This window comes from Kitasatospora sp. MAA4 (assembly GCF_029893355.1).
GTDB lineage: Bacteria > Actinomycetota > Actinomycetes > Streptomycetales > Streptomycetaceae > Kitasatospora.
On sequence record NZ_JARZAI010000045.1, the window covers coordinates 26,769 to 45,170 of the forward strand.

Annotated in this window: 19 protein-coding genes and 1 pseudogene; 15 read left to right on the forward strand and 5 right to left on the reverse strand. The window is 70.2% G+C overall.

Annotation, left to right across the window (positions count from 1 at the left end):
- The first annotated feature begins 183 nt into the window (after positions 1–183).
- The 6 genes from P3T37_RS35365 to P3T37_RS35390 all read left to right on the forward strand — a co-directional run bounded on the left by P3T37_RS35365 (position 184) and on the right by P3T37_RS35390 (position 7,297).
- Entirely contained in the window at positions 184–1,953 is a 1,770-nt protein-coding gene (locus P3T37_RS35365; protein WP_280728067.1) for a peptide-N4-asparagine amidase, read from the forward strand.
- A 551-nt stretch (positions 1,954–2,504) separates the two neighbouring features.
- Positions 2,505–4,457 (forward strand): ATP-binding protein, encoded by a 1,953-nt coding sequence (locus tag P3T37_RS35370; RefSeq protein ID WP_280728068.1) that lies wholly within the window; start codon positions 2,505–2,507, stop codon positions 4,455–4,457.
- On the forward strand, positions 4,454–4,891 hold the full coding sequence (locus P3T37_RS35375) for a roadblock/LC7 domain-containing protein (protein ID WP_280728069.1): 438 nt from the start codon (positions 4,454–4,456) through the stop codon (positions 4,889–4,891). The genes P3T37_RS35370 and P3T37_RS35375 overlap by 4 nt, the downstream gene beginning before the upstream one ends.
- Before the next feature lie 20 nt (positions 4,892–4,911).
- A complete protein-coding gene (locus P3T37_RS35380) occupies positions 4,912–5,358 on the forward strand; it encodes a DUF742 domain-containing protein (RefSeq protein WP_280728070.1) in 447 nt (148 codons plus the stop codon).
- Between the two features lie 76 nt (positions 5,359–5,434).
- On the forward strand, positions 5,435–6,016 hold the full coding sequence (locus P3T37_RS35385; RefSeq protein WP_348533314.1) for an ATP/GTP-binding protein: 582 nt from the start codon (positions 5,435–5,437) through the stop codon (positions 6,014–6,016).
- A gap of 42 nt (positions 6,017–6,058) precedes the next feature.
- Positions 6,059–7,297 (forward strand): styrene monooxygenase/indole monooxygenase family protein, encoded by a 1,239-nt coding sequence (locus P3T37_RS35390; RefSeq protein ID WP_280728071.1) that lies wholly within the window; start codon positions 6,059–6,061, stop codon positions 7,295–7,297.
- A gap of 49 nt (positions 7,298–7,346) precedes the next feature.
- Here the strand turns inward: P3T37_RS35390 and P3T37_RS35395 are convergent, their stop codons facing one another.
- Both P3T37_RS35395 and P3T37_RS35400 read right to left on the reverse strand, forming a co-directional pair.
- On the reverse strand, positions 7,347–7,508 hold the full coding sequence (locus tag P3T37_RS35395; protein WP_280728072.1) for a hypothetical protein: 162 nt from the start codon (positions 7,506–7,508) through the stop codon (positions 7,347–7,349).
- Positions 7,509–7,530: 22 nt separating this feature from the next.
- Complete coding sequence (locus P3T37_RS35400; protein ID WP_280728073.1) at positions 7,531–7,770, reverse strand: hypothetical protein; 240 nt, start codon at positions 7,768–7,770, stop codon at positions 7,531–7,533.
- A gap of 101 nt (positions 7,771–7,871) precedes the next feature.
- Between P3T37_RS35400 and P3T37_RS35405 the strand changes: the two genes are divergently transcribed.
- From P3T37_RS35405 to P3T37_RS35425, 5 genes and pseudogenes are all read left to right on the forward strand, one after another.
- Positions 7,872–8,723, forward strand: coding sequence for a helix-turn-helix transcriptional regulator (locus P3T37_RS35405; RefSeq protein WP_280728074.1), 852 nt, complete (start codon positions 7,872–7,874; stop codon positions 8,721–8,723).
- On the forward strand, positions 8,708–8,914 hold the full coding sequence (locus P3T37_RS35410; protein WP_280728075.1) for a DUF397 domain-containing protein: 207 nt from the start codon (positions 8,708–8,710) through the stop codon (positions 8,912–8,914). The genes P3T37_RS35405 and P3T37_RS35410 overlap by 16 nt, the downstream gene beginning before the upstream one ends.
- Positions 8,915–8,933: 19 nt before the next feature.
- Positions 8,934–9,146 (forward strand): DUF397 domain-containing protein, encoded by a 213-nt coding sequence (locus P3T37_RS35415; RefSeq protein ID WP_280728076.1) that lies wholly within the window; start codon positions 8,934–8,936, stop codon positions 9,144–9,146.
- 248 nt (positions 9,147–9,394) lie between these two features.
- A complete protein-coding gene (locus P3T37_RS35420) occupies positions 9,395–9,808 on the forward strand; it encodes an NUDIX hydrolase (protein WP_280728077.1) in 414 nt (137 codons plus the stop codon).
- Between the two features lie 45 nt (positions 9,809–9,853).
- Positions 9,854–9,973, forward strand: a pseudogene (locus P3T37_RS35425) (DUF397 domain-containing protein); the annotation flags it as partial.
- 24 nt (positions 9,974–9,997) lie between these two features.
- On the opposite strand, the gene P3T37_RS35430 reads toward P3T37_RS35425, so the two are convergent.
- Both P3T37_RS35430 and P3T37_RS35435 read right to left on the reverse strand, forming a co-directional pair.
- Positions 9,998–10,708, reverse strand: a complete 711-nt coding sequence (locus tag P3T37_RS35430; RefSeq protein WP_280728078.1) for an alpha/beta fold hydrolase — start codon at positions 10,706–10,708, stop codon at positions 9,998–10,000.
- A gap of 429 nt (positions 10,709–11,137) precedes the next feature.
- Complete coding sequence (locus P3T37_RS35435) at positions 11,138–12,301, reverse strand: ATP-binding protein (RefSeq protein ID WP_280728079.1); 1,164 nt, start codon at positions 12,299–12,301, stop codon at positions 11,138–11,140.
- Positions 12,302–12,670: 369 nt separating this feature from the next.
- Between P3T37_RS35435 and P3T37_RS35440 the strand changes: the two genes are divergently transcribed.
- Together P3T37_RS35440 and P3T37_RS35445 are read left to right on the forward strand one after the other, a co-directional pair.
- Positions 12,671–13,144 (forward strand): DinB family protein, encoded by a 474-nt coding sequence (locus tag P3T37_RS35440; protein WP_348533315.1) that lies wholly within the window; start codon positions 12,671–12,673, stop codon positions 13,142–13,144.
- A 117-nt stretch (positions 13,145–13,261) separates the two neighbouring features.
- The gene (locus P3T37_RS35445; RefSeq protein ID WP_280728081.1) at positions 13,262–13,987 is read left to right on the forward strand and encodes a 3-oxoacyl-ACP reductase family protein; all 726 of its coding nucleotides are present in this window, start codon (positions 13,262–13,264) and stop codon (positions 13,985–13,987) included.
- Between the two features lie 9 nt (positions 13,988–13,996).
- Here P3T37_RS35445 and P3T37_RS35450 read toward each other — a convergent pair whose 3' ends face one another.
- Entirely contained in the window at positions 13,997–16,858 is a 2,862-nt protein-coding gene (locus P3T37_RS35450; RefSeq protein WP_280728085.1) for an NACHT domain-containing protein, read from the reverse strand.
- Between the two features lie 134 nt (positions 16,859–16,992).
- Between P3T37_RS35450 and P3T37_RS35455 the strand changes: the two genes are divergently transcribed.
- A complete protein-coding gene (locus P3T37_RS35455) occupies positions 16,993–17,139 on the forward strand; it encodes a hypothetical protein (protein ID WP_280728082.1) in 147 nt (48 codons plus the stop codon).
- 40 nt (positions 17,140–17,179) lie between these two features.
- Positions 17,180–18,373, forward strand: coding sequence for a sensor domain-containing protein (locus P3T37_RS35460; protein WP_280728083.1), 1,194 nt, complete (start codon positions 17,180–17,182; stop codon positions 18,371–18,373).
- Positions 18,374–18,402: the final 29 nt, after the last annotated feature.

The window sequence follows — 18,402 nt, forward strand, 5'->3', positions numbered from 1 at the left end:
CGGACGGGGTGTCAGCAGGGCGGGCCGGTGGCCGGAAAGGCGGTCGGGAGCCTTGACAGTGATCGCTGCAGCGTGAGTACATGCCAAGCGCATCAATGTCGTCATGGCCGCGGAGCACAGTGCAGCGCAGCAGAGCACAGCGCTGCGCGGCACCGTGCGAGGCCGCCGCCGGAGGAAGGCCCGATGAAGACATCCCCGCACCGCCGCTCGCGCGCACTCGCCGTCCCCGCCGTGGTGCTGGCGGTCGCCGCGGCGCTCTGCCTGCCGGTCGCCTCGGCCTCGGCCGCCGCGCCGGACACCGCACCCGCCGTCTCCGCACCCGCCGTCTCCGCGCCCGCCGCCGGCGCCGCCGGCAAGGTCGAGACCAACTACGCCGACCCCGCCACCGCGCTGCCCCCGGTCAGCCGTCCGGATACCCCGCACTGCACCGTCACCGCGATGCAGCACGACTTCGCGAACAGCTACGGCCAGCCCTTCACGGGCACCCTCGCGCCGCCCGCGAACTGCCCCGGACCCTGGTCGAAGGTGGTCCTGGACTGGTCCGGCAGCGTCGCGGGCCGCCAGTACGACCGGCTCGCCGGCGTCTGGATCGGCGGCGCCGAGGTGTTCCGCACCAGCACCCCGGAGCCCGACCCGGCCGGTATCAGCTGGCACGTCGACCAGGACCTCAGCAGCTTCATCCCGCTGCTGCGCACCCCGCAGCCGCTGGTGGTCGACCTCGGAAACATCGTCAATTCCACCTATACCGGCACGTATCACATGACCATGACGGTCACGTACTACCAGGCCGATCGCGCCAACCCGCCGGCTGCCACCGCCGACCAGGTGCTCCCGGTCTCGCAGTCGACCACCGCGCCCGGCTGGTGGACGCTGACCAACGGCCAGACCGCCACCTCCACCCTCACCTTCCCGCGCAACCTCACCGCCGCCCGCCTCCAGGTGTACGCGCGGGGCGGCGGCTGCGAGGAGTTCTGGTACTCCAACGTGCCGGACGCCTACGCCGCCGCGCACCCCGGCTACGGCCTGTGCGGCGGCGGCACCTACCGCGAGGTCCAGGTGCTGGTGGACGGCCGGATCGCCGGGACGGTGCAGCCGTTCCCCGCGATCTACACCGGTGGGATCAGCCCGCTGATGTGGCGGCCGATCCCGAGCATCGACGCGTTCCGCACGCTGCCGTACGACGTCGACCTGACGCCGTTCGCCGGCACGCTGACGGACGGGAAGCCGCACACCGTCACGCTCGTCCCGCCCGCCGGGATCAGCGACGGCTGGACGCTCGACGGCAGCCTCTTCCTGACCACCGACCCGCTGCGCGCGCAGACCACCGGCGCGGTCACGACCGACACCGTCACGGCCGCCGCCCAGGTCGCCACCACGCAGAGCACCACGGCGGACGGCAGCGACCTGATCACCGCCACCGCTGACCGCGACTGGACGGTGGCCGGCTACGTGGACACCTCGCACGGCCGGGTCAGCACCCGGATCGACCACCACGGCGAGTACCGCAACAGCGACACCATCGCCGACCAGGGCCAGCAGCAGATCAGTTCGCAGCGCGACAGCGGCTGGACGGTGACCAGCACCGACCGCGGTCGCGGGTTCGGGGTGCCGCAGGTGGAGCGCAGCACCTGGTCGTACCCGATCGACGTCACCAGCACCTACACGCCGGGCGCCGACGCCGACAGCTACCTGGCCATGGGCCAGGTCACCGTGGCCCGGCACCTGACGGACCAGACGCTGGGCGGCGGGTGGCATCAGCACCCCTTCGTCTCCACGGACGACGAGTTGACGGCGCAGGGCGTCTTGGAGCGGCAGTCGGGCACCCTCGTGCAGGCCGACGGCAGCGCCTCCGAGCACTACGTCGGGCGGACGGCGGACGGCGGCTGCTACGACCACCGGCTCGCCGCGGACCACGGCTATCTGACGTTGGACCGTCAGCAACCCTGCCACTAACCGCTGTTCGGCCGCATGCCGCGGATTTCGTTTGCCGCCTCCGTTTGCGACCGCACGCTTCCCGGCGCCCGTCCACCGCCCGAACAGGGGCCGGTGGACGGGTGTTCACGCATGTCCGGATAACGGGACGGGGGCGAACCGGAATTGCGCCCGGCGAGGATTCATGGTGGTGGGAATTCCGTTCGCAGCGGCACCCGAACCGCCGCTTCGGGAGGGTCGTCGGCCCGGAAGGCGGCCTGGCGGGTGCTCAGTTGAGCGCCGGGTGCGACAGCGGCGGGGAGTGGTGAGATATGCGTCACACCGGGCTGTGGTGGGGTGACTTCAACGTCGTCGGAGATAGATCCGTGACCTGCGAAAACATCGGGTATCGGGGATGCGGCGTGAAGAATTCGCCAAGATCGGCGAAAGAGTTGATCTTGTTACTCGACCTTGTTCTACGATTCACTCTTGCGGGTATAAGCGGCGGAACGGGGTGCGGCCGTCTTACTGAGAGTGATGTCAGGGCCAGTCATGGTCTGGACACTTGAGGCCTGACGAGATTGAGAGCACCGTTGCGTAACAGGATTACGGGGCGCCGCCGCGCAGCCCGGCTGTCGGGTGAGACGCGCGAGCGCGACCCCGAACCCGTCGGCAGCACGGCCGCCGGGCGGCTGCTGCGCCGTCGCTCCGTCAGACGGCTCCCGCGCCGGCTGGCCGCCCCGCTGCTGGCGCTCCCGGCCGTGACCGCGCTCTCCGGCTGCGGCCTGACGGGTGGCAGTGGCAGCGGCCCCGCCCTGTGGACCGCGGGCTCCGCCGCAGCCGTCGTCCTGCTGGGTGGCACCGCCGTGGTGGTCCGACGGGTCACCGCGCGACCCCTGGAGCGAGCGCGTGACCAGGCCGCGCAGAACCTCGGGGCCCTGCTGGAGGAGCGCGCCGTCCTGGTCGCCGAGCGCGAGAAGTTCATCGCCGAGCTGCGCGGGCACTTCGCCGAACGCGGCCAGCTGGTCCAGGGACGCGACGAACTCCTGCGCCGCCAGGACGAGTTCGCCAGGCAGTGGAACGACGCCATGGCCGTCCAGGCCGAAACGGCGAGCCGGGTGGAGGAGTTGCAGCGCGGGGGAGAGCAGCTGCGCTGGGAGCGGGACGAACTCCTGCGGGAGCGCGACGAACTGGTCAAGGAGCGCGACGAACTCCAGGGCAGCGTCGACGCCACCTTCGTGAACCTGGCGATGCGCACACTCACCCTGGTCGAGCGCCAACTGGTGCTGATCGAGGCACTGGAGGGCCGCGAGGCCGACGCCGCCCAGCTGGAGAGCCTCTTCCGGCTCGATCACCTGGCCACCCGGATGCGGCGCAACAGCGAGAACATGCTGCTGCTGGCCGGGATGGAGAACAGCCACCGCAGCCGCAAGACCGTCACGCTGCTGGACATGGTCCGGGCAGCCGTCTCCGAGATCGAGCGCTACGAGCGGGTCAAGCTCGGCTTCCTGGCCGCCGTCCGGCTGACCGGCGCGGTTGCCGACGACACCAGCCACCTGCTCGCCGAACTGCTGGAGAACGCCACGGCGTTCTCGCCCCCGCAGGACCAGGTCGAGGTCGGCGGCTGGCTGCTGGACAACGGCGAGGTGATGATCTCGGTCGTCGACCGCGGCATCGGCCTGCCCGCCGAGCGACTGCGGGCGCTCAACGACCAGCTGGCGGAACCCTCCGAGGCCGGCGCCGAGCGGCGCGACGCGCTGCTCGCGGGGGCGCTGACCGGGCGCAGCATGGGCCTGTTCGTGGTGGCCCGGCTCGCCCGGCGGCACGACATCCGGGTCCAGCTGCGGGAGAACGCGCAGGGCGGCGGCGTCACCGCGATGGTGGTGCTGCCGCGCGAGGCGCTGCAACCGGACGCCGTCAGCACCGCGGACCTGGACGACCAGCGGCGGGCCGAGCGCACGGTGACGTCGGCGGCGGCGCAGGCGCGGGCGGTGGAGGCCGCGGCTGCGGCCGCGCAGCCGGTGCCGCTCGCGCCGCTGCCGGCGGTGGTGGTGGTGGCGGGTGCGGGTGCGGAGCTGCCGGCGCTGCCGCGGCGCAAGCCGGCTGCGCCCGAACCAGTGGTTGACTCGCCTGCTCCTGCTCCTGCTCCTGCTGCCGCTCCCGCTCCCGATCAGGCGGAGAGTGACTCCGTCACCCCCCTCGGGCTGCCCCGGCGGTTGCCGCGCGGCAATGGGCTGCCGGGCACCGGCGAGACGCCGGCCTCCGGGTTGCGGCGGTTCGCGGCGGAGCCCGAGGCGGCGCCCGCACCGGTGGCGAGCGGACCACGGCACGCCCAGCCGTCGCCCGCCGAGCAGCCGACCGCGGCGCCGAGATCGGGGATCTCGCCCGAGGAGCTGCGACGCAGACTCGGCGGCTTCCAGAGCGGCCTGCGCCAGGCCGCCGCGGAGAGCGCTGCAGCCGAGAGCGCCGTTGCGGCCTCCGAAGCCTCCGAGATCAGCACAGCCGAGGACCAGCGCCCCGCGCCCGGCGAAGGAGAGGACCGATGACCGACTTCGACTCCGTACAGCCGGTGAGCCAGGCCGCGAAGAACTTCCGCTGGCTCCTGGACGAGTTCCTCGGCACCGTGGCCGGCGTCGCGGACGCCGTGGTGGTCTCGTCCGACGGACTGCTGCTCGCCGACTCGCGCGCGGGTGTCCGGACCGACGAACTCTCCGCCATCGTCTCGGCGTTGACCAGCCTCGCAGCCGGTGTGGCCCGGGTGCTCGAGTACGGCGGCGTGCGCCGGACCATGGTGACGCTTGACGAGGGACACCTCGTGGTGATGGCCATCAGCGACGGTTCCTGCCTTGGCGTCTACGCCACGCTCAACTGTGAACTTGGCGTCCTGGCCTACCAGATGGCGCTGCTCGTCGAGCGCGCCGGTCACGCGCTGACGCCGCAGGTGCGCAGCGAACTCCACCGGGCGATAGCCGTCCGATGAGCCCAGAGGAGGTGGGAGACATGCCCAGTACCGCAAGTGGCAGCAGTAGTCCCGTCCGCGGCCGCCGGAGCGACACGGTCCGTCCGGGCGCGGGGCGTTCGTCCCGGGTGCGGCCGTACGCGATCACCCGTGGACGGACCAGGTTCGGGCGGGTCCTGCTGGTCGAGACGCTGGTCTCGGCGCTGAACCGGCCGGCCGACCCGGCGGACCGCAGCCTGCCCGAGCTCACCGCGATCTGCGACGTCTGCCGGGGGCAGATGCGGTCCATCGCGGAGATCTCGGCGCTGCTGCGGATCCCGCTGGGGGTGGTGAAGGTGCTGGTCAGCGACCTCGCCGACCAGGGCCGGATCCGGGTGCACGGCGCCGACTCGGTGGACGGGGCGGAGCTGGACGGTGGGGACGAGGTGCCGGGGGCGTCGAAGCGGGATCTGTTGGAGAGGGTGTTGGGTGGACTTCGCAAGCTCTGAGGCGGCTGGTGCCGGCTCAGGTACTGCCGACTCAGTTGGTTCGGCCGGCTCGTCCCGACCGGTCATCCCGCCGGGTGTGCCGCTGGTGGCGGGCAACGCCACCTCTACCAAGATCGTGGTGGCGGGCGGCTTCGGCGTCGGCAAGACCACGCTGGTCCGCTCGGTCTCCGAGATACCGCCGCTCACCACCGAGGCGGTGATGACCGAGGCGAGCCTCGGGGTGGACGACACCTCCGCCGTCCCCGCGAAGACCTCGACCACCGTGGCGATGGACTTCGGCCGGATCAGCCTGGCGCCCGACCTGGTGCTCTACCTCTTCGGCACCCCGGGCCAGGGCCGCTTCTGGTTCATGTGGGACGACCTGGTGCGCGGCGCGGTCGGCGCCGTCGTCGTGGTCGACACCCGCCGACTGGCCGACTCCTTCCCCGCGTTGGACTACTTCGAGGGCAGCGGACTGCCGTTCGTGGTGGCGGTCAACCAGTTCGACGACGCTCCCGTCTACACGGCCGAGGCCGTCCGCGACTCGCTCGCGGTGCCGGAGCGCGTGCCGGTGCTGCTCTGCGACGCGCGGCAGCGCTCCTCGACGGTGGAGGTGCTGACCGCCCTGGTGGTGCACGCCCTGGCCGAGGAGCCCGCACCGGCTCCCGAAATGGTCTGACACACCCTCAATTCTCTTCTCCAGATAAGAAGGCAGACAGCGATGCGCAGGATTTTGATCGTCGGGGCCGGTCAGGCCGGACTCCAGCTGGCGCTGGGTCTCCAGTCCAACGGCTACGACGTCACGGTGATGACCAACCGCACCGCGGACGAGGTCCGGGACGGGCGGGTGATGTCCACGCAGTGCATGTTCGACACCGCCCTCCAGCACGAGCGCGATCTCGGCATCAACTTCTGGGAGGACGAGGCACCCAGAGTGGAGGGCCTCGGTGTCTCGGTGACCGGGCCCGACTCCTCCCGGGTGATCGACTGGGTCGGGACCCTCGACGGCTACGCGCAGTCCGTCGACCAGCGGCTCAAGATGGCCGGATGGCTTGAGGCGTTCGCCCAGCGCGGCGGCCAGGTCGTGGTGCACGGCGTCGCCGTCTCCGACCTGGACTACCTGGCGCGGACCTACGACCTGGTGCTGGTCGCGGCGGGCAAGGGCGAGCTGGTCTCGATGTTCGGCCGGGACGCCAGCCGTTCGCCGTACGACGCCCCGCAGCGCGCCCTCGCGGTCTCCTACGTCCACGGCCTGGGCCCGCGGCCCGAGCACGACTTCCAAGCCGTGCGCTGCAACCTGGTCCCCGGTGCCGGTGAGCTCTTCGTGATCCCCGCCCTGACCACCTCCGGCCCGTGCGACATCCTCTTCTGGGAGGGCATCCCCGGCGGCCCGCTGGACGTCTTCGGCCAGGTGAAGGACCCGGCCGAGCACCTGCGGCTCACCCTGGACCTGATGAAGACCTTCACCCCCTGGGAGTACGACCGGACCCGCAACGGCGTCGAACTCACCGACGCCGGCGCCACCTTGGCCGGCCGCTACGCCCCCGTGGTCCGCAACCCGATCGGCGAACTGCCCAGCGGCGGCCTGGTGCTGGGCGTGGCCGACGTCGTCGTCGCCAACGACCCCATAACCGGCCAGGGTTCCAACAACGCCGCCCGCTGCGCGGCGGTCTACCTGGCCGCCATCCTGGCGCACGGCGACAAGCCGTTCGACCGCGAGTTCATGCAGTCCGCCTTCGACCGCTACTGGGACGACGCCCAGCACGTCACCAAGTGGACCAACGCGATGCTCGCCCCGCCGCCGGAGCACGTCCTCAACCTGATCGGCGCCGCCGGCCAACTCCCGCCCGTGGCCCACCGCTTCGCCAACGGCTTCAACAACGCGGCCGACTTCGAGCACTGGTTCTACGACCCCGAGCTCGCCGGCGCCTACCTCGCCTCGGTGACCCCGGGGGCCTGACGCCTGGCCCATGCCTAGTCGCCCGGCCGGGACTTCCCGGCCGGGCGATTCAGTCGGCGTCCTTACGGTCAGCTGACTCCCGGTGGCGCGGGCAGCGGCAGGGCGGCCAGTTCAGCGGATCGTGCGACGGCCGATCGGCGTCGACCACCTCGCGCGGCGACAGCTCGATCCGCTCCCCGCGCTGGGTGATCCGGTAGGTGGCGATGGTCATCGCACTCCCGCGCGGACGCTGATCAACCCTTCTGCTGAGCACGGTACTTCACCCCGTCCCGGACCAGCCCGGCCAAGTGGACCGCCACATCGGGCCGGATCCTGCCGAGGTCGACCAGGACGATGCCGGTGATCTCGCCGACCGAGTCGACGCAAAGGGAGGGGAGCACGGCGCCGTCCAGCGCCAGCGCCTCCCTCAACTCCGCCACCGCATCGGTGGCTCGCCTGAGCGCCTGTTCGATGACCGCCTTGAGCGGGTGCATGGTGACTCCGTTCTGTAGTCGTTCCACTACCCAGGATCGTCATCGACGCGTACGATCGGAAGTGCTTGGACATTGACACTTCCGACGCGTGAGGGGCTTTGATGATCTTGGAAGATGCGGAAGTTGACGCAACGTCATCTCCGCTCACGCGGTTCGGCGCAGAACTTCGCAGGCTACGGCGGGCCAAGGGCTGGTCCCAGGTCGAGCTCGGCAGGCGGATGGGATTCTCCAACGCACTGGTGTCGTACGTCGAACGAGGGAAGCGCCCTCCCACGCCTAACTTCGCTGTTAAGGCGGACGAGGCGCTGGGAACCCCGGGCATCTTCTACGAGCTGTGGCGAAGGATCGCCCATGCTGCGCTGCTGGAGGGCTTCCCGGAGTTCGCGGACTGCGAGTCCCGATGCCGACGGCTGCGGACCTTTGAACTGGGCGTGATCCCCGGCCTGTTCCAGATCCCGGCCTATGCAGCGGCACTTGAGGCAGCGGCCGTACAGCGCGGCAGTATCACCCAGGACCAGGCAGACGAACGAGTTGCGTTCCTCGCCAACCGACAGCAGCGGCTATTGGCTCAAAAGTCGCCGCCGATCATCCATGCGGTCATGGATGAGAGCTGCCTCATGCGTCCTATCGGTGGGCGTAATGTGATGATCGATCAGCTCGACCACCTCGAAGAGCTGGCGGGTCGACCACATATCACCATCCAGATCGCCCCCTTCGCTCTGGCGGAGCACCGCCCTTTCATGCTGCCCGTGGTTCTGATGACACAGCCTGATCGCACGGTGGTCGGCTACTCAGAATCGCAGCTCCGCGGTCACCTTGAGCGCAGCCGAGACCCGATCTCGGCGTTGGAGAGAGAGTACGATCAGCTCCAGGTGGAGTCGCTGTCCAAGGTGGCCTCGCTCGCCATGATTCGCGCCGTTCGGAAGGACCTTGAGAGATGGACATCGATCTGACCGGCGCCCGGTGGGTGAAGTCGCTGCACAGTGGCAACGGTGGCAACTGTGTGGAGGTCTGCCCGGATTTTGCCACCGTCGTCCCCGTCCGTGACTCGAAGGACCCCGAGGGCCCGGCCCTGACCGTCTCCGCCGAGGCGTTCGCCTCGTTCGTCGCGGGGATCAAGGCCGGCGACTTCGGGCGCGTCTGACTACTCGGAAGGAGCTCGCATGACTCACGACATCGATCTGACCGGCGCTCGGTGGGTGAAGTCGCGCTACAGCAACAACGGCGGCGACTGCGTGGAGATCTGTCCGGACTTCGCCACCGTCGTCCCCGTCCGCGACTCGAAGGACCCCGACGGGCCTGCCCTGACCCTGACCACCGCCGCGTTCGCCTCGTTCGTCGCGGGCATCAACGCGGGCGACTTCGGAACCGTGTAGTACAGCGAGCGGAGGCGACTCGGGCGACCGCCGAGTCGTTGTCCGGGTCGGCGATCAGGGGCGCAAGAGGACGTCGGCCCGCAGGCCGCGGGCCGCGTTCAGGCCACCGCCGGGGTCGCCTATGTTCGGGTGCGACAGCGACGCCGTCGAGAACGTTGACGTGATGTGGTTTTCCGACATTCGGTGCCCGGCTTCCTCGCCGCCGACACGATCTTCCCACCCATCCTGGCCGCCCTGGAGGAGCAGACGTGTCGCAGCAGACTGCCGATGATCGACCAGGCATCGCCGCCGCAATCGTGGTGAGTGACGGCCGCGTTCTGATGGTGCGACGCCGGGTCAGCGAGGGCCAACTCTCCTGGCAGTTCCCGGCCGGCGAGATCGAGACCGGCGAGTCACCGGAGGAAGCGGCCGTCCGCGAGACGCAGGAGGAGACGGGACTCGGCGTAGCTGCCACCAAGCTCCTCGGCGAGCGCGTGCATCCGAAGACGGGACGGCTCATGTCGTACACGGCCTGCGAGGTCGTGGCTGGAACAGCCCAGGTCGTAGATACCGAGGAACTGGACGAGCTGGCGTGGGTCACTCATGCCGAGATTCCCGAATATGTGCCGTACGGGCTCTTCGAGCCGGTGCAGGTCTACCTGGATGCCGCGCTCCTCAACTGATCTGGCTGCACATGGACATGCGCGATGGAGGGTCGCCACTGCGGACACGCCGTGGACCCCGTCCGCGACTCCAAGGACCCCGAGGGGCCTGCCCTGACCCTGACCACCGCCGCGTTCACCTCGTTCGTCGCGGGGATCAAGGCCGGCGACTTCGGAGTCGCGTAGATCCCTGTCCGGCTCCTGCCGGGGTCAGGGTGCGGTGAGTGTGTCGGCGAACCGGGCGCAGGCATCCGGGTGGGCCTTGAAGTAGCGCCCGAGGTGGTGGTCGGCGTCGGGGAGCACCAGGTGGGTGAAGTCGGCCCGCATGGACAGCGCCTGGACGAGGGCATCGTTCACGGCCTGCGGGATGACGTGGTCCTCTCCCGGGACGGCCAGGACGGCGCGGCCGGTGTAGAGGGTGTAGGTGTCCAGGGCGGCCGAGTCGCGCCAGGCTTGCGGCACGCGGATGGCCTGTGTGAAGCCGGCGCCGAACCGAAGCGGCCAGGCCCGGCGAGGGTAGACGGCGGGGGCCAGCAGGCCGACCGCTACGACCCGGCCGCCGTAGTGAGCGGTGAGGTCGGCGACCGTCTGCCCGCTCATGCTCGCGCCCACGAGCAGGAGTTGGTCGCCGTCCGGGGCAAGGGAGTTGATGACGGCGCGCGCCTGGTCGAAGCGGTCGCTGAGGCTGAGGTCCTGAAGCCGGCCGGAGCTGGCGCCGTGGCCGGTGAAGTCGAAAGCGATGGTGCGGCAGCCGCGCTCGGCCAGCTGCTGTGCCAGTTGCGCGTGCACGCTCTGGTCGCTGGTGCCCGCACCGTGCATGACGACCGCGGTGCGACCGGTCGGCGCACCGGTCGGCTCCCGCGTGGTGTAGGCGAGCTTCTCACTGCCCCACGAAAGCAGTTGCTGTATCGAGTCGGACACGTGTACTCCACTCCCTTGTCTGTCTTGTGCGGGACGGTCCTGCCCGCGAACCTTCACTTCACCCCCGTGCGCCCCCGCACCCATGCGGCCTGGTGCGACGAGGCCAGTCGGCCGCGCTGTCCGCAGCACACCCTTGCCGGGGAGGCCTCCGGGGACTCGCGGATCCTCGCCGCCTGGCGTCCCCGCCGCACTTCATGTCATGAACTCGCCGTCCCCGAGCCTGTAGAGAGCCTAGCCGACAAGATCGATACGCGGCGCCGCGTCCGCTGGGTCACCTGTGGGACGTCGGAGGCTGCGTGTCCGGGGAGGGCGTGCAACCCGGACAGCTGTGAGTTGCCGGCGGCCGACGATGAGTCGGCCGCCGGAGGTGATGATGTGTGGAAGGCCTGGAGCGTGGGCTTCCGTCGCAGCAGGGCGGCCTGTGGCAGGTCAGTCCCGGTGGGGGCCCCGGAGGATCCGGTCGATGACGGCTGCGGCCTGCTCCGGGTGCCCCGCCAGCCACCCGCCGAAGTGTTCCTGGACGGCCTGTTCGACGCAGGCGCGCACTGCGGCGTTACCCAGCGCGCCGCGCGTGGAGCCCTCGAACTCGGGATGGTCCAGCTTCACCGACACGACCGCCGTCAGGCCCTCGCCGATACGGTCGGCGTCCAGGTCGGGGTCGGTCGTTGTCAGCAGCTGCCGCTGCCGTGCGTACGCGGTGACCGCGGCCGCCACCCCGTCGCGGAAGCCGCGCTCGTGTGTGCCATCGATGGTGGGCCGGCTGTTGGCGAAGCTCCGGATCCGTTCCTCTCGGGAGCCGCGCCAACGCAGGGCCACCTCCACCGTTCCGGCCATTCGCGGGTCCTCCCGCTCGAAGCCGATGATGTGCGGATGAACGGGTTCCTCCTCCTGCCCGTCGAGGAACGCCACGAAGTCCTGCACTCCGTCCGGGTACCGGAACCGCGCCGACCGGGATTCGCCCGGGCGGCGCCGGTCGGTCAGCGAGATCTCCAATCCCCGGTTCAGCAAAGCCAGTTCCCTGAATCGCTCCGCCAGTCCGTCGAACGAGAACTCCGCGGTTTCGAAGATGCCGGCGTCGGGCCAGAAGGTGATGGCGGTCCCACGGCCGGTCGACGTCCCCGCTTCGGTGAGCGGTGTCACGGCCACGCCGCGCGCGTACTCCTGGACCCAGTGCGCTCCTCCGCGCCGCACCTCCGCTGTCAGGCGGCTCGACAGGGCATTGACGACGCAAGGCCCTACCCTGCGAAAGCCGAGCGTCACATCGTGGCGGTCGCCGGGTCCCACCCCAGCGCCCATGCGGGTCAGCAGGGCTTCGAGGCCGGGGACGCCCGTGCCCCCCTCTTCGTCGATGCGAACGCCCCGCCCGTCGTCGGCGACACACACGCCGCCGTCGGGTGTGAGAGTGACGTCGACGCAGCTGGCGTGGCCGGCCAGGACCTCGTTCACCGCCTGGTCGGCGATCTCGAACACCAGCTGACGCAGACCGCGTTCACCGGTCGAGCCGATGTACATCCCGGGCCGCCTGCGAACGGCCTCCAACCCCTCCAGCACCTCGATCTGGCTGGCGTCGTACTTGCTGGTTTCCTCGCTCATGATGTCCCCTCCGATGGTGTCCAGCAGACCTCCCCAGCCTAGGCGAATTCGGGGAAAACACCAGGTCAGACCATGTTTGCTGAGGGCGTGGACGGGTGCGTGAGCACCCGTCCGGAGACGGTCGACCACAGGGGTGCGAGCTGCCGCCCCGGCGGCCGCTGCGGGCCCGGCGAAGCCGCGTACGGCACCGTTCCCGGCGACCCCGGGGTCCCTAATTTTTTTAATTCGCCGGACATGCCGACCGGAACGCTCAGCCACACCGACGCCGGCTCGCAGACCCCACCGAGCCTGGAAATCCGGTGTCCTGAGCGCGGGTCGGCTTGAGAGGATCGGCCGATGGGCGAGTACACGAGAACCGAACCTTCTCGGGTGACCGACGAGCGCAGCTCCCTGGTCGCCTTCCTGGAGTACCAGCGTCAGACCCTGGCCATGAAGTGCGTCGGACTGACGACCGAGCAGCTTCGGGAGCGGGCGGTTCCGCCGTCGTCGATGTCCCTGCTCGGGCTGGTCCGTCATCTGGCGGATGTCGAGCTGACCTGGTTCCGGTACGTGATGAACGGCGAGGAGGTCCGAGGGCACTGGGCGCGCAGGCCTGACGGGGAGTTGGCCCAGTTCGACGTCGACGAAGCCAACCCGGACGAGGCGTTCAAGGCCTGGGAGGAGGCGTGTGCGAGGGCCAGGGAGATCGTCGACGCTGCCGAGTCGCTCGATCTCGTCGGGTACTTCAAGGAGGAGCGGTTCTCGCTGCGCTACGTCCTCACTCACATGATCGAGGAGTACGCACGGCACAACGGACATGCTGACCTGCTGCGCGAGTGCATCGACGGCGCTACAGGCGAGTAGCGGTCGAGGACCAGGGGGCGGGCTCCAACTCGACGTCCGAATTGTGCCGGACTCCTCGCCCGTGGCGTACGAGCATCGTCATGTCCCCACACCCGACAGCGAGATGGGCGAACGAACATGACGACTGCGGTGCTTGACGGCAAGGTGGCCCTGGTGACCGGCGGCAGCCGGGGGATCGGCGAGGCGGTGGCGCTGCGGCTGGCCGAGGACGGAGCCGACGTCGCGCTGACCTACCAGCACAGTTCCGAGCGTGCGGCGGAGGTGGTCGAGCGGATCAAGGCGCTGGGCCGCCGGCCCTGGGCTGTCCGGGCCGACAGTGCGGACGCTGCGGCCGTGCGGGAGGCGGTGGACCAGGCGGTGGCGGAGTTCGGCCGGCTCGACGTTCTGGTCAACAACGCCGGGATCGGTGTGCTCGGTCCCGTCGAGGAGCTGTCGCTGGAGGACGTCGACCGGGTGCTGAGCGTCAACGTGCGCGCGCCGTTCCTCGCGTCCCAGGCGGCCCTGCGGCACATGGCGGCGGGCGGGCGGATCATCACCATCGGCAGCTGCATCGCCGAGCGGGTCGCGTTCCCGGGCGGTTCGCTGTACGCGATGAGCAAGACGGCCCTGACCGGGCTGACCAAGGCCCTCGCCCGCGAGTTGGGCCCGAGGGGGATCACCGCCAACCTGATCCACCCCGGACCCATCGACACCGACATGAACCCCGCCGACGGACTGGCAGCCGACATGCAGCGGGAGTTGACGGCGCTCAGCCGCTTCGGGCAGGCCTCGGACGTCGCGGGTGACGGCGGCCGGTACGTCACGGGTGCCTCCATCGCCGTGGACGGCGGCTTCGCGGCCTGAGCGTCCGTGTCACAGGCGTCGGGTGAGTCTGTCGGCGGGAATGTGGTCGGCGCCTTCGATGCGGATATGGCCGAGAGCGCTGATCGTGAGCCCATCTATTGTGGCCAGTGGCGCGATGTCGACGCTCTGCCCGTTCAGTCCAAAGAGTGCGAGCTTCCGCAGGCCGGGGAAGCTGCTGACCAGCGGGCCCAGATCCAGGCCGGTCATGAAGTTGCCTAGGAACACCTCGGTCACCGAAGGCAGCGGGTTAAGGCGCAGGTCGGACGGGCCCAGCAGACTCAGGCGGTCTAGGTTTTTCAAAGCTGTGAGTTCGGAGCCGACCTCGGGCAGAGCGGTAGCCGGTACGTACAGACTTCGGAGCTGATCCCAGCGACTGATCCCTCGTGCCGAGGTGTCCTCAAGCGCGCGGTGGGACAGGTACAGATTGGTCAGCCCGCAGGGCGCCGGCAGCTCGGAGAGGTCCCGGTAGCGCAACGGCATGGCGAGCGACAGGGTCTTCAGGTCGGTCAGTTCGGAGAGGACACCGAGGTCGACTCCAGGAGCGATCTCCAAGCTGAGGTCCATCAGGGACAGCCCGGCCAGGAGCGTGATATCCGTCAACTGGGGACAGTCGAGCGTCAGACTCATCAGCCACGGGAAGCGCAGGGCGAACGCGAGGTCGTGGATGGAGGTGTTGTTCTGCACGGTGACGCTGAAGCGACCGTCGATGTCGGGAGTGGTGGCCAACTCCTGGGCGGTGAAGGGCCCGTCGAAGGTGACGGACGGGAACTTCTCTCCACCGGGCAGTTCTGCGAGTTGCTCCGGGGAATTGACGGTGACGCGGCCATCGCCCGGGCAATGCGCCAGAATTTCGCGGGCGTACTCCGCCGGATCGAAGGGAGACCAGGACCAGCCCTGGCCCAGGGTGTTCCAGACCGCCTCCTCCGTACGGGTTCGGAATCTCTTGAGGAAGGGGAGCGCCGCCTCCCCGCCGATCCTGGCGGCGGTGTGGACGACCGCCTCCAGCTCGTCGCCCTCCAGGTCCTCCGGTCCGGGCAGCAGGTCGAGGACGAAAGCGCCCTGTTCAGCCAGCGCGATCGCCTCCCGGACACTGCGCGGCGGCAGCAGTTTCGTCACCCGCTCCTCGACTTGCGCCCGCACCGCCGGGTCCAGCTCCGTCGCGTACTGCACGCAGGCGGCTGCCAGCAGGTGCAGGCGGGGGCGGTGCTTGGCCACGCGGTCGCCGCGGGTGATCAGCTTCTGGATGATCCGGGCGCCCTCGTCCGGTCGGGCGTGCGCGACCGCCATCCGCAGCACGTCCTCCCACTGGTCGTCGGTGGCGTGCCGGTCGAGTAGGCCGAAGTCGCGGGTCTCCACGGCGGCTTTGGCGCCCAGGTGGTCCTGGAAGGTGCGGTGGATGAAGTCGATGGTGTCGGTGGTGGGTTGGCGTAGCAGGCCGCAACGGGCGACCAGGTGATCCAGGACCTGCGCGGCGTCCCCCTGGGCCGCCACGGCGGGCATCGCCGGCAGTGCGTCGGCGATCTGCTGTTCGGCGTCCGCGCGGTCGATCTCGGCCTGCCCGTTGCGGATCATCCACCAGGCCAGCCGCTGCACCAGCTGGACGGTCTGCTGCTCGCCGAGCGCGATGCCCTCGGGGGCCTGGATGTCGCGTTCGTGGTCGCGGCGGACCATCAGCATCGAGAGCGCGGCGGAGTACAACTCCATCCGGCCGTGCGGCAGATGGCCGCGCCGGTCGCGGTGTAGGGCGCAGACGAGCGCGCAGAGCAGCGGTGTGGTGACCAGTTGGGCGAGGTCGCGCTGGGCCCGGACGGTGTCCTTGAGCTGGTCCTCCAGCGCGGTCAGCCGGGCGCTCTCCTCGGCGGTCGCCGCGTCCGCCCGGGCCGCCGCGTGCCAGCGGGTGACGAAGACGCCGATATCGCGCGAGCTCATCGGGCGGACCGCCAACTCGCCGAAGCCGTCGGCCGCGAGCCAGCCCTCCCGGACGGCGGACGGCCGCGTCGTCACGGCGTAGAAGGCGCGCGGATAGGCCGCCAGCAGGTCGCGCAGCCAGCGGTGGGTCCGTTCGCGCGCGGACTGCGACACCTCGTCGAGCCCGTCGATCAGCACCAGGGCCCGCCCGGCGGCCAGCGCGCGATCGCTCCAACCGGGCGGCTGGGCGTCGGCGATCGGGCAGTCCAGCGCGCGCAGCAGCTGTTCGGGGGACGACGGCAGGCTGTCCAGTCGGATCAGCGTGCGCAGCGGGAGGACGAAGGGGACGTGACCGCGTAAGTCGGACAGCTCGTCCGGGAGTTGGTCGGAGGCGGCGGCAACTGCCAGCCACTGGAGCAGCGTGGTCTTTCCGCTGCCGGCGTGCCCGCGGATCAGCACTCGCCGCCGTCCTGCCAGGGCCTGCTCGGCTCGGCGCACCCGGCCGGTGAGGCCGTTGAGGCTGTCCAACTGCCCGGCGCCGTACCGCTCGCCCCGGCTGTCCTCGGCCAGCTCCAGGCTCAGGTAGGCGGCGTCCAGGGGCCAGTTGGTCCGCTCGGGACGGCTCAGGTCGAGCCCGATGATGTCCAACTGCCCGTGGCGGCCGACCAGATAGGAACGGTAGCGGGTGGAGAACTCCAGATCCTGCGGTGCCACGGGGGACTTGGCCGGGCTGGCCTTGCGCTGGAGGGCGAGCAGCGGTGCGGGATTGGTGTGCAGGGCCTGGGCCAGCCGGCGCACGGTGTCCTTCGAGGGGATGGCGGAGCCGTTCAGGGCCTGGCTGACCGTGGTGCGGCCCAACTGCGCCCGGCGTTGCAGGGCTTCGACGGAGAGCCGCTGTTCCAGCCTGAGTGCCGCCATCGTGCCGCTCAGCTCGGTGAGCGCCGCCTGGTTCTCCGCCGTCATACCGTCCACGTGACCTCCGGTCCTTGAGCCTCCGCTGTGCGTGTTCATCTTCGTACGGCCGAACGGCGGCGAACACGCAGTCGGGGAGATTCGTCCTCGTCCGTGAAAGTGAAGCTCTGCTCTCGGAGGTCGTCGTGACCCTCTACTTCCTTTACCTGGCCGTGCTGGTCGTCCTGTTGGGCGTGGTGCTGCCCGCGGTGTGGTCCCGGCAGCCCGCGCGGCGGCAGGCGGCGCGGGCTGTCCTGCGGCTGCTGCTGGACGCCTTCGGCCGGCGGGGGTAGCTGTCAACAGCACTGAGGCGATCCCGATTATGCTGGGCGCATGGCTGAGTCGTTGCCTTCCGTGGTCGCGGGCGTGGTCGCGGGTCGGTGGCGGCGGGGTCCCCGGTTCGCGGTGCGCTTGGGTCACCGCACGCTTCTGGACTCGTTGTACCTGCTGACCGCGCCGGTGAGTGCGGCGTTCGGTCTGCTGCTGGTGCTCAGCGGCCTGTTCGTCGGCACGGTCGGTCTGCTGTTGCCGAGCGGGTCGCCGGTCATGACCGGTGCGTCGGAACTGGCGCGATGGTCCGCCGACATGGAACGGTGGCGGATCGCCAAGGTGCGTTCCCAGGTGGGCGGGGCACAGGGCGCGCGTCGGCGGCCGAGGCCGCGGGAGACAGCCGCCGCGTCCGACCCGGGGCTGTGGCTCGATGTGGCGCACACGGTACTGGTGCTCCCCGTCGTTGTGGTCACGTCGGTGGTGACGGCGCTGTGGTGGTTCGTCGGCGTGGCTGCCGTCACGTCTCCCCTGCGCAGCCCGTACGCGACGCCCGGGCCACTGCGGCCGATGAACCTGTACGTGGGCAGTCCCCAATCCCACATCGCCTTGAGCCTGGGGCTGACGTCGCCGGACGAGCGGGTCCCCTTCGCGGTCGCGGTCGGCCTCCTCGTGCTGGCCACCCTGCCGCTGGTGACCCGCGCATGCGTCGCCGCTCAAGCCGGCCTGGGGAAGGCACTGTTGTCCGATCTGTCGGCATTGCACGGCAGGATCAACGGGCTGGAGCAGGAGCGGGACACCGCCCGCGCACAGACCGTCGCCGCGGTGACGGCCGAGGCGGCCGCCCTGCGCCGACTCGAGCGCGATATTCACGACGGCCCCCAGCAGCGTCTGGTCCGCCTGGCGATGGAACTGGGCCGTGCCCAGCACCACTTCGACAGCAGGCCGGAAGCTGCCCGGGAAGCGCTCGCCGACGCGATCGTCCAGGCTCAGGAGACGCTGGAGGAGCTACGGGCCCTGTCGCGCGGCATCGCCCCGCCGATCCTCGCCGACCGCGGCCTGCAGGCGGCGCTCTCCGCGCTGGCCGCGCGCTGTGTCGTACCCGCCGAGCTCGACCTCGGACCCCTGAACCGTCGGCCGGACGCCGCAGTTGAGACGGCCGCGTATTTCGTGGTCGCTGAGGCCCTGACCAACGCTTGGGTTCTAACGGTCCTCGCAACACCCGTGATCGATGGGAGTTGCGGGGACCGTGGGCGTTGAGCGTGGTGGTCTCGCAGGATTGAGGGAGC